The sequence below is a fragment of the Leifsonia sp. Leaf264 genome (assembly GCF_001422325.1).
In the GTDB taxonomy this organism is placed as follows: Bacteria; Actinomycetota; Actinomycetes; order Actinomycetales; family Microbacteriaceae; genus Orlajensenia.
On sequence record NZ_LMMR01000001.1, the window covers coordinates 505,281 to 519,086 of the forward strand.

The 13,806-nt window shown below is 68.0% G+C and carries 14 protein-coding genes; 7 read left to right on the top strand and 7 right to left on the bottom strand.

All coding sequences use genetic code 11. The features are described from left to right. Positions 1-4: 4 nt before the first annotated feature. Both ASF30_RS02320 and ASF30_RS02325 read right to left on the bottom strand, forming a co-directional pair. Positions 5-625: a TetR/AcrR family transcriptional regulator gene (locus ASF30_RS02320; protein ID WP_055900942.1), complete on the bottom strand. Its 621-nt coding sequence runs from the start codon at positions 623-625 to the stop codon at positions 5-7. An 85-nt stretch (positions 626-710) separates the two neighbouring features. Further along, positions 711-1,877 carry an SLC13 family permease gene (locus tag ASF30_RS02325; RefSeq protein WP_055900945.1) on the bottom strand — a complete coding sequence of 389 codons (1,167 nt, stop codon included), beginning with the start codon at positions 1,875-1,877 and terminating at the stop codon, positions 711-713. A gap of 110 nt (positions 1,878-1,987) precedes the next feature. Between ASF30_RS02325 and ASF30_RS02330 the strand changes: the two genes are divergently transcribed. The 5 genes from ASF30_RS02330 to ASF30_RS02350 all read left to right on the top strand — a co-directional run bounded on the left by ASF30_RS02330 (position 1,988) and on the right by ASF30_RS02350 (position 4,865). Next, positions 1,988-2,176 (top strand): hypothetical protein, encoded by a 189-nt coding sequence (locus ASF30_RS02330; protein WP_055900948.1) that lies wholly within the window; start codon positions 1,988-1,990, stop codon positions 2,174-2,176. Positions 2,177-2,349: 173 nt separating this feature from the next. Further along, positions 2,350-2,793, top strand: coding sequence for a hypothetical protein (locus ASF30_RS02335; protein WP_055900951.1), 444 nt, complete (start codon positions 2,350-2,352; stop codon positions 2,791-2,793). A 180-nt stretch (positions 2,794-2,973) separates the two neighbouring features. Next, positions 2,974-3,594 carry a biotin transporter BioY gene (locus ASF30_RS02340; protein ID WP_055900954.1) on the top strand — a complete coding sequence of 207 codons (621 nt, stop codon included), beginning with the start codon at positions 2,974-2,976 and terminating at the stop codon, positions 3,592-3,594. A 3-nt stretch (positions 3,595-3,597) separates the two neighbouring features. Continuing rightward, positions 3,598-4,278, top strand: a complete 681-nt coding sequence (locus tag ASF30_RS02345) for an energy-coupling factor ABC transporter ATP-binding protein (protein ID WP_055900957.1) — start codon at positions 3,598-3,600, stop codon at positions 4,276-4,278. Then, positions 4,275-4,865, top strand: a complete 591-nt coding sequence (locus tag ASF30_RS02350; protein ID WP_055900960.1) for an energy-coupling factor transporter transmembrane component T family protein — start codon at positions 4,275-4,277, stop codon at positions 4,863-4,865. The genes ASF30_RS02345 and ASF30_RS02350 overlap by 4 nt, the downstream gene beginning before the upstream one ends. Positions 4,866-4,871: 6 nt before the next feature. On the opposite strand, the gene ASF30_RS02355 is transcribed toward ASF30_RS02350, so the two are convergent. Beyond that, positions 4,872-6,425 (bottom strand): MFS transporter, encoded by a 1,554-nt coding sequence (locus ASF30_RS02355; protein ID WP_055900963.1) that lies wholly within the window; start codon positions 6,423-6,425, stop codon positions 4,872-4,874. A 131-nt stretch (positions 6,426-6,556) separates the two neighbouring features. Here ASF30_RS02355 and ASF30_RS02360 point away from each other — a divergent pair, with 131 nt between their 5' ends. Then, a complete protein-coding gene (locus ASF30_RS02360; RefSeq protein WP_082467385.1) occupies positions 6,557-7,099 on the top strand; it encodes a TetR/AcrR family transcriptional regulator in 543 nt (180 codons plus the stop codon). Positions 7,100-7,362: 263 nt separating this feature from the next. On the opposite strand, the gene ASF30_RS02365 is transcribed toward ASF30_RS02360, so the two are convergent. From ASF30_RS02365 to ASF30_RS02380, 4 genes are all read right to left on the bottom strand, one after another. Further along, positions 7,363-7,605 carry a DUF1653 domain-containing protein gene (locus ASF30_RS02365; protein WP_235480238.1) on the bottom strand — a complete coding sequence of 81 codons (243 nt, stop codon included), beginning with the start codon at positions 7,603-7,605 and terminating at the stop codon, positions 7,363-7,365. Between the two features lie 88 nt (positions 7,606-7,693). Then, entirely contained in the window at positions 7,694-8,203 is a 510-nt protein-coding gene (locus ASF30_RS02370) for a hypothetical protein (protein ID WP_055900969.1), read from the bottom strand. Next, positions 8,200-10,917, bottom strand: a complete 2,718-nt coding sequence (locus ASF30_RS02375; RefSeq protein ID WP_055900972.1) for a cation-translocating P-type ATPase — start codon at positions 10,915-10,917, stop codon at positions 8,200-8,202. Before ASF30_RS02375 ends, ASF30_RS02370 begins: the two co-directional genes overlap by 4 nt. Positions 10,918-11,019: 102 nt before the next feature. Further along, the gene (locus tag ASF30_RS02380; RefSeq protein ID WP_055900975.1) at positions 11,020-12,096 is read right to left on the bottom strand and encodes a DUF998 domain-containing protein; all 1,077 of its coding nucleotides are present in this window, start codon (positions 12,094-12,096) and stop codon (positions 11,020-11,022) included. 92 nt (positions 12,097-12,188) lie between these two features. On the opposite strand from ASF30_RS02380, the gene ASF30_RS02385 reads away from it, so the two are divergent. Beyond that, complete coding sequence (locus tag ASF30_RS02385) at positions 12,189-13,766, top strand: MFS transporter (protein ID WP_055900978.1); 1,578 nt, start codon at positions 12,189-12,191, stop codon at positions 13,764-13,766. Positions 13,767-13,806 lie beyond the last annotated feature (40 nt).

The window sequence follows — 13,806 nt, forward strand, 5'->3', positions numbered from 1 at the left end:
GGTCCTAACGGGTCGAGGCCGGCACGGAGTGCGCCGGGACTGGCGAGAGAAGTTCTGAGATGAGATGGATCAGGGCTGGACGCAGTTCGGCGTCGCTCGCCGTGCCGCCACCAGCCATTCCGCCGCCGAAGGTGAGGTCGGCCGTGAGCGTGTAGGCGGCTCCGCCGAGGGCGATGCCGAAGCGCAGCCGGTCCTCGACGCTCGCCCCGGGAGGGCAGACCGCCTCGGCCATCCGCAGGATCGTTGCATTGGCGCGGGCGACGACGGGAACGTCCTCGAGGGACTGGCCCTGGCTGATGAAGGTGTGTACCTCGAGCCTGTACCGGAGCAGCAGGTCGACGAAGGACTCGAGGAAGGACTGGCGGGCTGCATCCGTCGATCCGTCAGACAGCCACGCGTCGAGGATGCGGCCGAATTCGTCGATCGCCGGTGCGAGCACGGCATCGAGGAGGGCCTCCTTGGAGGCGAAGTGGTACAGCACGCTCGATTTCGAATAGCCGGCGACGTCGGCGATCTGCTGGAGGGAGGTGCCGGCGAAGCCACGGGTGGCGAACTGTTCCAGGGCGACGGCCTGGAGCTCGAGACCGGGCTTGGCGCGCGCGGAGACAGGTGGGTCGACAGGCATGATCCGACGCTAATTGACCGATCGGTCAGCAACTGCACGATCGGTCAGATTCGCGGCGATCTCCCAGCGATCGGCAACCTGATCGTCACTGGAGCGCGAGCGCGCCCGTGGCCGCGACGACGGCGAGAGGCGCGACCAGCAGACCGAGAAGGGCGTAGCGCGACCACCGGATCTCGACGTCCATCGCGCGCAGCCTGTCGTGCCAGAGCAGGGTGGCCAACGACGCCCACGGCGTGATGAGCGGCCCCACGTTCACCCCGATGAGCAGGGCCACCATCCGGGCCGGTGAATCGACGGACGGTTCCAGTGCCAGGTACGCGGGCAGGTTGTTGGCGATGTTCGCACCGCCGGCACCGATGCCGGCGAGTTGGAGGAGGCTCAGGGGATCGTCGCCGGTGCCGGCGACTGTCGCGAGGGCATCGCCGAGACCGAGCGCGTGGGCCGCTTCGAGCACGAGGAAGAGACCGGAGACCAGGAGGAGCAACGGCCACGGGATGAGGCCGATCCGCAGGACGGCAGGCCGCGACACGCCGAAGGCGATCACGAGGGTGCCGGCAGCCACGCAGGCCGGGATCCAGACGGGCAGCCCCGAGAGGAGGCCGGGGATGAGGATCACGACGGCGACGGCGCTCGCGACGAGCAGCGTCGGGTCGGCGATGCGCTCTGGACGCTCGGGGTCGTAGCGCGTGAACAGCCTGCGCCGGTGGAGAAGCGCGATGATGACCACCGGAACCAGGATCGCGACGAGAGCCGGCGCCCAGGTCAGGGCGGCGAACTCCGCCGGGCCCACCGGATGCCCCACGATCTGCTCGAGCTTCGACTCGGCGAGCAGGTTGGTGAGGTTCGAGACAGGCAGCAGCATCGAGGCCGTGTTGGCCAGCCAGACCGTCGTGAAGACGAAGGGAAGCGGACTCAGTCCCACGTGCCTCGCCATCACAATGACGACGGGAGTGAGCAGGACGGCCGCGGTGTCGAGCGACAGGAAGATCGTGCAGACCGTGGCCAGCGCGACGACGATGAGCCACAGCAGCCAGGACCGGCCACGCGCCCAGGTCGTGGCGTGCTGGGCCAGCCAGTCGAACAGGCCGGCCTCGGCGGCGAGTTCGGTGACGACAGTCATGGCCAGCACGAAGAGCAGTACGGGCCAGACGCGATCCACGAGGGCGGCAGCCTCGTCCAGGGGCAGGATGCCCGTGATCAGGGCGACTCCGCCGACGACGAGCAGAGCTGCGCCGATGAGCGCCGTCCTCATGCTTCGAGCCTCCAGTCGGCTCGCCTCTTAGACGATATGCCTCGCAAAGAATACCCCTGCTGCACATCGACGCCGAGCGATAGCGTTGACGACGACGAAAGGGATGTCACATGCGCAAGTACCTGTTCAACGGAGCCGTGATCGGAAGCGTCATCGGCGGCTGGTCTGTCGTGCAGCGCACCCGCAGTGGACCGCGCGACTGGAAGCTCCTGCTCACCTGGATCACCTGGGGCCTCACCCTCGCCGTCGCCATCGGAACGGTCAAGGAGGAGTCCGACGCGAAGTCGATCGGCGACTGATCCACGACCCGCGAACCCTTCACGATGCCGACACGAGCAGTTTTCGGCATCCGAACCCCGTCGATCCGCGGAAATCCGCTGATTCCGGCGTTTTCGCGCGGCGTGTCCCCCGCTCGCGCGGCTTGCGTTGAACGAGACTGTGGGTAGCATCCGCGGTACGAAAGGGCATCAGCATGGCGAAGGGCACCGGAATGTTCCGGCGACGGAGGCACGATGCTCCTGTCGTGGCCAATTCCGTCCCCGAGCTCACCCCCGAGCAGGTCTTCGACCTGCTGAACAGCCGCCTCGCCGATGTGATCGGCGCGCACGGCAGCTGGACCATGGTTCGACGCACGGATGCCGACACCGACGAGATCTTCCACGCCATGCTCACGCACCAGGTCGCGTCGGAGCTGACGCAGGCGCTCCTGGCCGAGCGTTCCGCACTCCGCGGCGAGCCGGCCCCGCAGCCCGCAGCGTTGTCCTGGGTTCCCGCTCCGATCACCGAGTGGGCCGAGCGTGACGCCGTCGACATCGCCGAGGCTCCGATGAGCGAGCTCCTCGACACCACCGACACCGACGCGAACGAGATCGTTCCGGCGCGGCATGCCTCCGAGCACGCCCGCCTCGTCGCCTGACCTGATCCTTCCCTCCTGCAGGCCATCGCCGCGCCGCGCCGCCCCGGCGGTTCCGACGCGCGTACAAAATCCTGCCCGCGATCTTGTACGCCGATCGCCGCGAGCGACCCCGGTGATTTCCTAGTCTGAGAGTCACCCGGTCGCGAATGATGCGGCCCTGACGCCCAACGGAGTTCGCCCATGGCATCCGCCCGCATAACCGCCCGCGACATCGCCCAGATCGCCGTGTTCGCCGCGCTCATCGCAGCCCTCACCCTGCCGGGCTCCATTCCGACAGGCGCCCTCGGGCTGCCGATCACCCTGCAGACCCTCGGGGTCCTGCTCGCCGGCGCGATCATCGGCCCGCGCAACGGGACGCTGGCCGTCGTGGTCTACGTCGCCCTCGGCGCGATCGGGCTTCCGATCTACGCCGGCGGCACCGGCGGACTCGGCGTCCTGTTCGGTCCCACCGGCGGCTTCCTGTTCGGCTTCATCCTGTGCGCGTTCGTGGTGGGCTGGCTGACCGCTCGTCTGCTCCCCTCGTACCCGTTCTGGCCCGCGCTCGCGTTGACCGCCGTCGGCGGCATCCTCTCGGTCTACGTGATCGGAGTGCCCTGGCTCTCCGTCACCACCAACACACCGATCGGGGCCGTCGCCGCGAGCATGGTGGCCTTCCTCCCCGGAGACATCATCAAGGTGCTCGTGACCGTCTCGGTCGCCAAGGCCGTGCACCGCGCCTGGCCCGGACTCATCACTCCCCGCCCGTGGCGGCGCAGCCGTGGCGCAGCGGCAGGCAGTTCCACCGCAGCCGTCGACGCCTGACGGATGGGCGACATCCGCTTCGAGGGCGTCGGGCACAGCTTCGGCGACGAGGTCGTGCTCCAGCGCATCGACCTGCACCTCACCGAGCAGCGCATCGGCGTCGTCGGCGCCAACGGGTCGGGCAAGTCCACCCTGGTGCGCCTGGTCAACGGACTGGTCACGCCACGATCGGGCCGGGTGCTCGTCGACGGGCAGGATGTGTCGAAGCACGCGCGAGAGGTGCGGCGCCGCGTGGGATTCGTGTTCACCAACCCCGACACGCAGATCGTCATGCCGACTGTGCGCGAGGACGTGGCCTTCAGCCTGCGTCGACTGAAGCTCCCTTCGGACGAGGCCGCTGCACGGGTCGACGCCGCACTCGAACGCTTCGGTCTGGAGGCTCTCGCCGACAGGGCCGCGCACAAGCTGTCTGGCGGGCAGAAGCAGCTCCTCGCCCTCGCGGCGGTGCTCGTCTCCGAGCCGTCGATCGTCATCGCCGATGAGCCAACCACCCTGCTCGACGGGCGGAATGCCCGCATCGTGACCGACTACCTCGACTCCCTCGACCAGCAGCTGATCGTGGTCACCCACCAGCTCGAGTTGCTCGAGCATGTCGACCGCGTGATCGTGATGGACGGCGGTCGCGTCGTCGCCGACGACGAACCGGCCGTCGCCCTCGATCTCTACAGGGCGTTGATCCGGTGAACGGCTTCTATCACCCCGGCAGATCGCTGCTGCACCGGATGCCGGCTGCCGCGAAGCTGTTGATCCTGGCCGTCGCGGTCACGGTCGTCGCGTTCCTCCGCTCTCCCGAGGCCCTCGGCATCGCCCTGACGATCACCGTCCTGCTGTACCTGATCGCGCGGATACCGCCCAGGCTCGCCGGCCGCGTGATCCTGCCCGTGTTCTGGGTGCTCCTTCTGGCTGTTCCCCTGAACGGCTGGCTGGTCGGATGGGAGTCCGCGTTGACCATGGGCATCCGCGTCGTGACTGTCGTGGCTCTCGCTGGGCTGTTCACCCTCACCACCACCGTCTCCGAGGTGCTCGGCGCCGTCGACACGCTCCTGAGGCCGCTTCCCCGCGTCGACGCCGATCGCGTCGGACTGCTGCTCGCCCTCACCATCCGCGCCATCCCTCTGCTCGGCGAGATCGTGGGCTCGGTGCTGGAAGCCAGGCGGGCACGTGGCGTCGACCGTTCGCTGCGGGCCATCGCGGTGCCCGTCATCGTGCGCGCGCTGCAGTCCTCCGACGAGCTCGGCGATGCCCTCATCGCGCGCGGCGTCGACGACTGAACGGCGTCAGCGCGCTCGACGCAGGCTCGTGGCCGCCACAATGGCCGCTCCCATCACCAGCGCGAAGCCGATCCAGGCCGTCAGGCCGACACCGCTGCCGAACGCCTCCGTGGCCGAGGCGAGCAGGGTGGCCGCGTCCGTCGAGGGAAGCTCCCCCGCGACCGACACGGCTCCGCCGAGGGTTTCGCCGGCCGCATGCCGCTGCGCGGCGTCGAGGACGGCGGGGAGCTCGACCGACGCCCGGTACGACGCCGTGAGGATCGTGCCGAGGATGGCCGTGCCGAGGACGGCGCCGACTTCGTAGGCCGTCTCGGAGACGGCGGATGCCGCACCGGCCTTCGCGGCCGGCGCATTCGCCAGGATGAGCTCGTTGGAGACGGTCTCCGCCGCGCCGATGCCGATGCCGAGCGCGACGAACGCGGCCCCGATGCCGATGGCGTCGATACGGCCACCGGTCAGCGCCACGCTCAGGTAGCCGCTCGCGGAGATCAGGAGCGCGACGGGCACCAGGCGCGACGGCCGCACGCGTCGGGCTATCGGCACGACGACCAGACCGGAGACGATCATCGCGATGAGCCCGGGAACGAGCACGAGGCCCGCCGTGAAGGGCGACAGGCCGAGCACGAGCTGCAGCTGCTGGGACACGAAGTAGAGTCCGCCGACCAAGGCGAGCACGCTCAACAGGTTCACCCCGATGGCGCCGCTGAACGAGCCGCGGCGGAACAGTTCCATGTCGATCATCGGGTTCGGGATGCGGTTCTGCCGACGCACGAACAGGAAGCCCGCGGTCAGTCCCACCAGCATCGAGCCGACGCCCAGCGCGTCGAGGCCGTGTTCGGCGATGCTCTTGATGCCGAACACGACGGGCACCATCGTCAGCAGCGAGAGCACGATGCTGAGGACGTCGATGCGGCCGGGGTTCGGGTCGCGGGACTCCGGCACGAGGATCGGAAGCAGCACCACGAGCGGCAGCAGCAACGGCACGGCCAGGAGGAAGACGCTCCCCCAGGCGAAGTGCTCGAGCAGGATGCCGCCGACGACAGGACCCAGCGCACTGCCGGCCGCGAAGCCCGTCGCCCAGATCGCGATGGCGAGCCGGCGCTCGTTGCGATCGGTGAACACAGAACGCAGCAGCGACAGCGTCGACGGCATGAGCATCGCGCCGAAGAAACCGAGCAACGCGCGAGCCGCGATGAGCGACTCCCCGCTCTGCGCGAAGGCCGCGGCGACCGAGACGGCGCCGAAGCCGACGGACCCGATCAGGAGCAGCCGACGACGACCGATCCTGTCGCCGAGGCTGCCCATCGAGACGAGGAGTCCGGCCAGCACCAGTGGGTACACGTCGATGATCCAGAGCAGCTGGACGCCGCTGGGCTGCAGGGCCTCCGAGATGGCCGGAAGGGCGAAGTTGAGCACGGTGTTGTCGATCGACACGAGCAGCACCGGGAGCATCAGGGCGGCGAGGGCGAACCAGCGTCGGCGGGATCCGCTGGTCGGGCTCGAGGTCTCGGGCTGGATGGCGACGGATGCCGTCGACGGTGATGCGCTCTGCGTGTTCATTCTTCTACTCATGGTTCGTTTCGTGACTGATCTGTTTAGTGTACCGTCTACCCGGTACAGTTGCCAGTCGCGGACGCGGTCCAGCGCCCGCGCCTCGGCCCCAGGCTCGAGCGATTGGTTACGATGGCGCCATGGCCTCGACCACCCGCGACCGCATCCTCGATGCCTTCCAGGATCTCCTCATCGATGGCGGCGAGCGTGCAGCCACCCTGGACGCCGTGTCGGCCGCGGCCGGAGTGTCCAAGGGCGGGCTGCTGTACCACTTCGCCTCGAAGGACGCTTTGGCCGTCGGACTCCTCGACCGGCTGCGGGTGCTGGCCGCCGTCGATGCCGAGGAGATCCGCACCGCGTCGTCAGGCGCCGTCGACCACCTGATCCGCAACTCCGTCGACACGGGCTCTCCCCTCGATCGCGCGATGATCGGGGCCTACCGCCTCGCCCAGGGCCGGCACGAGGGTGCGAAGTCGGCCATCGCCACCGTGAACTCGGGCTGGCTCGAGGCCATCGAGGAGGCCGTGGGCGACCCGGCCGTGGCGCGCCTGATCATGCTCGTGAGCGATGGCCTGTACTACAACTCGGCCATCGCCGACGACGGGCTGGATGCATCCGTCGCTGTCCCGACCGACCTCGATGCCCTTCTGGCGGTCATCAGCCGACTCACGCCCGACGTCTGATCGGCCCGGGCTCGATCGAGCGTCAGGCGGCCGGCCCCGCCTGCACCGAGGGCGTCAGTCGCCGAGCTCTGCATCGGCGGCTGCGACGGCCGCGAGCTGCTCGGCGATCAGGACCGCCAGGTCGATCTGAGTCGTCATCGTCTCCCCCGTTCCACGGATCCCCCGACCCGCGTGGATCGAGTATGCCCCCTGAGTGGGGGCTGAGGGAAGTGGCTGTTGGTGAACATTCAGTAGGTCCTCAGCGTGGACGGCGTCACGGACTCTCAGCGCGCCGGGCTGGCGGCTTCACCGTCTGACGACTCGGCACGGGCGATCGGACTGAACCGCGGCACGAGGACTCCGTCGTGCACGACCGACTCCGCGAACATGGCGGCCGGGCGCACCCAGAGCCGCCCGTCGGCCGAGGTGTACACGACGACCCGCTCCTCGGTCTCCGAGTCCGTCGCCTCGCCCACCACCTCGTACAGACCGCCCTTGAAATGGCGGTACAGTCCCGCTTCGATCATCATGCCCTCCGTCGAGTTGCCTCCACGCTATCGCGCGGACTGGGGAGTGCCTCGACCGCGGAATCACCGTCGGATGCAGCGTACAGACCTAGTGCGGGACGAGCACCTTCAACAGGATGAGCGCACCGCCGAACGATGCCGTGATCAGGGCACCGAGCACTCGGGCCGTCCAGTGCGAACTCCAGCGGGCGACCGCGATCCAGCCGAGGGCGCCGAGCAGCACGGTGTTCGCGATCAGGGCGAGCCAGATGGCGGTCCTGTCCTCAACCACATCCGTCGTGCCGAGGGTGAGGATCGCGATGGGGATCACGCTGGCGGCCAGCAGACCGGAGGACTGCTTGATCGCGGCGAGCAGGCTCGCACGGATGCCCGATTGCCCAGCACTCGCGGCGAGCCGAGCGAGAGTGTCGGCATACACGTGGGCGGCGAAGAAGATGAGCACCGTGACGATGACCGTGATCAACGCATCGACCGAGGTGCCCGTCGTCGTGCCGCTCAAGACGATCATGCCCGACACGAGGATGAGGCCGTAAACGGCCTCCTCCGTCGTGAGGATGCGCTGGAGTCGTGGTGTGAGGCCGATCTGCTCGTCGGTCATCGGAGAGCTTCGACCGCACTCGCATGGCGAAGACGCCGGCGACGCAGCCACTTCTCCAACTCGATCAGCAACGGGACGAGGAGCGCGAGTCCCAGGCAGACGAGCCATTCGTTCCCGCTCAGCGAGGTCGTTCCGATGAGGCGCTGCATGAAGCCGATCTCCACGGCGGCGACAGTGAGGGCGAGGGGGATCGACAGCCACTTCACGGCGACGAGGATCGGTGCGGCCAGGCCCGACTCGGGATCGCGGCGCATGACCAGGCCGCCGAAGATGGAGCCGAGCGCACACACCACGAACGCCATCGTGACCGGAACGTTGGGCTCGGTGGAGCTGAGCTCATCCGGGTAGATCAGGAGCGGGATGAGGGTCGTGATGAAGATGAGGCCGCCGTAAAGGAACCAGAGCACGACTGCGCCGCGGTTGGCGATGGTGCGCTTGGGATCGCGCGGCGGCTTGACCATGATTCCGGCGGGCGCGGGATCCTGGAGGATCACGATCACCGGGAAGATCGCGACGAAGAAGTTGAGGAACAGCACCATGATGGGCGTTAGTGGTACGCCGTCGTTGATCGCGAAGACGCTGGCGACGAGGAACAGCAGCACGAGCGCGAAGAGCTGCGACATCTGGAAGCGGACGTAGCTCACGATCTTCTCGTAGATCGCCCGCCCGAGACGGACGGCTGTGACGAGAGTGCCGAAGTTGTCGTCGATGAGGATCATCTTGCCGGCCTGCTTCGTGACGGCACTGCCTGAGCCCATCGCGACGCCGATATCGGCCTGCTTCAGCGCGGCGGCGTCGTTCACGGCGTCACCGGTCATCGCGACGATCGCGCCCTCCTCCTGCATGAGGCGCGCGAGCCGCAGCTTGTCCTCCGGCGTCACGCGACCGAACACGTGCAGGTTGGGCAGGCGGGACTTGAGTTCGGCGTCTGTCATCGCCTGGATCTCGGCACCGCTCGCAGCGCCGGGGCCCAGCCCGAGTTTCGCTCCGATGGCCGCCGCGGTGATGGCGTGGTCGCCGGTGATCATGCGCACCTCGATCCCGGCCTCCCTGGCGATGCGCACGGCCTCCGCGGATGAGGGGCGCAGGGGATCGATGATGCCGACGAGACCGATGAAGGTGAGATCCTCGATCGCGCTCATCGGGTCGGCGGGAACGGCCACTCCGGGGGCGAAACGCCGCACGGCGAAGGCGAGAACGCGCAGGCCCTTCTCGGACAGCACGCGGTTGGCTTCGAGGACCGTCTCACGCAGCTCGGCGATCGGCTTGTCGCCGTCGGCAGTGGCGACCGAGGTGCAGCGGTCGAGGACGACATCCGGACCGCCCTTGACGAGCCCGACGAGGCGCGACGAGCCCGCCTCGTGCAGCTCGTGGAACGTGGCCATGAACTTGTACGCGGAGTCGAACGGCACCTCGGCGGCACGGGGATACTGCGCGCGGCTGAGGTCGGAGTCGGCGCCCATCTTCGCTGCGAGCACGACGAGGGCCGCCTCGGTCGGATCGCCGATCACGTCGCCCTCGTCGGACACCGTGGCGTCGTTGCAGAGGGTGAGGCCGAGTGCGAGCTGGGTGAAGTCGGGGACGGGCTGGCCTGCTGCCTGGAGGATCTCCCCGGTCTTTTCGTACCCGGTGCCGGCGACGGTGAACCACTCCCCCGCGAAGTAGAGCGACTCCACCGTCATCTCGTTCATGGTGAGGGTGCCGGTCTTGTCGGAGTTGATAGCGCTCGTCGCACCGAGCGTCTCGACATCGGTGAGGTTCTTGACCACGGCCTGGTGCTCGGCGAGCTGTCGTGATCCGTAGGAGAGGATCGCCTGCACGAACGACGGCATTCCGGTCGGGATGGCCGAGATCGCCATCGAGATGCCGAGGAGGATGACCGAGGCGATCTCCTGACCGCGCAGCAGGCCCGTGATGATGATGATCGCGACGGCTCCCCAGGCGATCCATCCGAGTACACCGGTGAGGGAATCGAGCTCGCGCTGCAGCGGCGACTTGGCCGGCTTCACAGCCGACAGCATCGAGGCGATCTGGCCCATCTGGGTGGCCATGCCCGTGCCGATGACGACGACGGATGCCGTGCCTCTGGTCACCTGGGTGTTCTGGAACACCATGTTGGCGCGGTCCCCGAGCGTCGTCTCGGGATCGTCGATCACGGACGGGTCCTTGGCTATGGGCGCACTCTCGCCTGTGAGCGCGGCCTCCTGCGTCTCGAGCGTCGCGGAGCGGATGATGCGCGCATCCGCCGGGACGATGTCTCCGGCCTCGAGCGACACGACGTCACCCGGGACGATCGTGGTCGCGTCGACCTGCTCCAGCACCCCGTCACGGATGACCTTCGCCAACGGGATCTGCATCTTCGCCAGCGCGTCGACCGAGGCCATCGCCTTGAGCTCCTGCCGTGCGCCGAGCACGACGTTCAGGAGGACGAGGGCGCCGACGAGGATTCCAACGCTGACCTGGTTGATGAACAGGCTGATGATGGCGACGGCGATGAGCATCACGTTCATCGGATCGGCCAGTTGCCGCAGCGACACCTGCCAGACCGACGGGGCTGGTTCGGCGGCGATCGAGTTCGGACCGTGCTCGGCCAGCCGTCGGGCGGCCTCGGCCCGCGACAGTCCGACCTCGCGATTCGTGTCGACCACGGCGATGACGGCATCCGCATCCTGCGTGTACCACGGGCGGTCTGGGGCGCTCGACAGGGTGCTCATGAAAAAACGCTACTCCCGGCCCGTCACCCGGGCGGGGTGATCTTCGATCGCCGCTGCGTCATCACGCCACGGACCGCCGCGCCCGGGCAGACCGGCACCGATTCACGCCCGAGCGCCCGCGGCACCGAGGAACCGGACGAACACGGAGATCCACCCGAAAATCAGGGCGAAAACGATGATCTCGAATGCCGTCAGCGAGAAGTATCCGACCACGAACAGCACGACGGATGCCACTGTCGCGGCCAGGAAGGTCCACGACGCGACGAAGTAGGTCCGCGGCATCCCGCGGAGCACCCTCGGGCCACTGATCAGGAGGATGAGGAACATCGCCGCCATGCCTGTCGCGGAGAGATTGTGCAGCGCCAGGTTGATGTCGACCGGGAAGATGCCGACGCAGGCCAGCATGATGCCCATGATCACGAACAACGTGGAGACGGTGCGTGGCGCGTGCTGGTTGCCCAGCGCTCCCGCACCGACCAGCGTGGTCAGTTCCTTGGCGATGTAGACGGCGAAGGTGGTGACGAGGAGTCCCCCGGCGATGAGGGTGCCGTTGAAGACCCAGCTCGACAGGGTGTCGAAGGTGCCCAACTGGCTGAAGTGGAACTTCCACCACGTCGGATCGGGGGACGTGATCATCGATGTGAGGGTTCCGATGACGATGAACTGCATGAGCAGCGACGAGGTGCGCTGCGTGGTCATGCTGGAGGAGGACAGGTAGACGACATAACTCGTGAGTCCGAGGGTCACCGACATCAGCACGACCGCCCAGAAGGTGACGACAGGAAGCCCGATGAAACCCAGCGCGAGCAGCCGGAACAGGGCGTAGGTCGCGAGGAAGGCGAGGGCTGTGTGCACGACGACGACGGACACGGTGTTGACCGTGAACTTCCACGCCGGAAGGTCACGGCGCCATTCCTGGCCCGGGTTCCCCCTCGCGCGCCAGTATCCGGCGGTGGCGGATGCGGCTGCCACCACCATCGCCCCCGTGGCTGCCCAGACGGCGAACGGGTTCTCGCCGGCGAGCTCCAGGGAGCCGACGACGAGGGACACGACGTAGCCGTAGACGGCGCCGAGAACACCGGCGGCGAACGCGGCGTAGATCGCTTCGGACTCGGTGTGCGGCGTCGCGCTGACAGGAGTGACGGGCTGCGGCGGCGCTTGAGTGCCTGGCGAATTCATGGGGTCAGTGTACGGCCGCCCCCGCTCACCCGTGCTAGGTGATTTTCACCGCAGGCATTCGCCCGGAAACGCCGTTGTGATTGGCTTCCGCTATGACCGATGGGGATGCGGTGCCTGCACGTTTCAACGGCCGCCTGGCGATTCTGCTGGCCATGGCGATGTTCGTTCTCGTCGTCGACACCTCACTGATGAACGTGTCGATCTCCGCCGTCGTGCACGATCTGGGAGCGACGGCGAGCGGGGTGCAGGGCGCCATCGCGCTCGAGGCCCTCGTCTCGGCGGCGTTCATCCTCATCGGAGGCAAGACCGGCGACCTCATCGGACGCAAGCTCGCCTACATCCTCGGTCTTCTCGGCTACGCCATCGGCGCCATAGCGATGACTCTCGCCACGAGCCTCACCGCGGTCATAGTCTTCTGGGCGGTGATCGGCGGGCTGGGGGCGTCGCTGCTCCTCCCGGCGATGCAGTCGCTCATCCATGGCAACTTCTCCGGCGATCACCAGAAGCGGGTGTACGCCCTCGTCGGCGCGTCGGCCGCCATCGCAGCCGCGGTGGGACCTCTCATCGGCGGCGCCATCACCACGTTCCTCTCCTGGCGCGTCGGGTTCCTCCTCGAGGCTGTGATCATCGCCATCGTCCTGATCGGCTCGCCCCTGGTGAAGGATGTGGCGTTCGCCGGGAGACGTTCCCTGGATGTCGTCGGATCGGCGCTGTCGGTCATCGGCATGGGCGGGATCGTGCTGGGCATCCTGGTCTGGCAGGAAGGCGGCGGCTACGTCGGCGCCACGATCGCCGTCGGCGTGGCGTCACTGGTGGGTCTCGGATTCTGGCTGGTCGCGCGCAAGCGCAGGAACCGGTCGACCCTCCTCGACCCGGACCTGATGAAGTCCAAGCCCTTCCGCACCGGGGCCAGCGGGCAACTCCTCCAGCAGGTCACGCTCGGCGGCACCATGATCGTTCTTCCCCTGTATCTGCAGATGGTGCTCGGCTACGACGCGTTCCAGGCCGGACTCTCGATCGCCCCGCTCTCCCTCAGCATGTTCGCCGTCGCCCTGCTCGCCGGGCGGCGGGCGAAGGGACGCCCGGCCAACCTGATCCTGATGGGCTTCGTCCTCGCCTTCGTCGGCATCGTCGTGCTCGTTCCGATCGTGCCGATAGCCTCGAGCGGCTGGTTCCTCGTCATTCCCCTGATCATCTGCGGATGCGGGCTCGGGCTGCTGGTATCCCAGCTCAACAACTACACCCTGTCGCCGATCTCCGAGGAGCGCGTCAGCGAGGCCGCCGGCGTCAACTCCGCCGCGGGATCCTTCGGTCTCTCCTTCGGACTCGCCTTCGCCGGGGCCATCATGCTCGCCACGCTGGCGCTCACTTTCACGAACCTCTCCGATGCGAGCACGGTGCTCTCCAGTGAGCAGAAGACCCAGGTCTCCACCGTGCTCGAGGATGATGCCGAGCTGATGTCGACGGCCGGACTCGAGACGCTCCTGGCCGACGAGCCGCCGGAGGTGTCGGACGAGATCATCCGCATCAACGACGAGGCCGGCCCCTTCGCCCTCCAGATCGCCCTCGCGGTCCCGATCCTCGCCGCGCTGGGCGGCGCACTGAACGCCCTGCGCATGCGGAAGCTCCCCGACCCGGCAGCGCCGGCATCCGAGACGCTCCTGGCCTGACGCCGACCACCCGGCACCGACCACCGGGCGGACCGGCTGG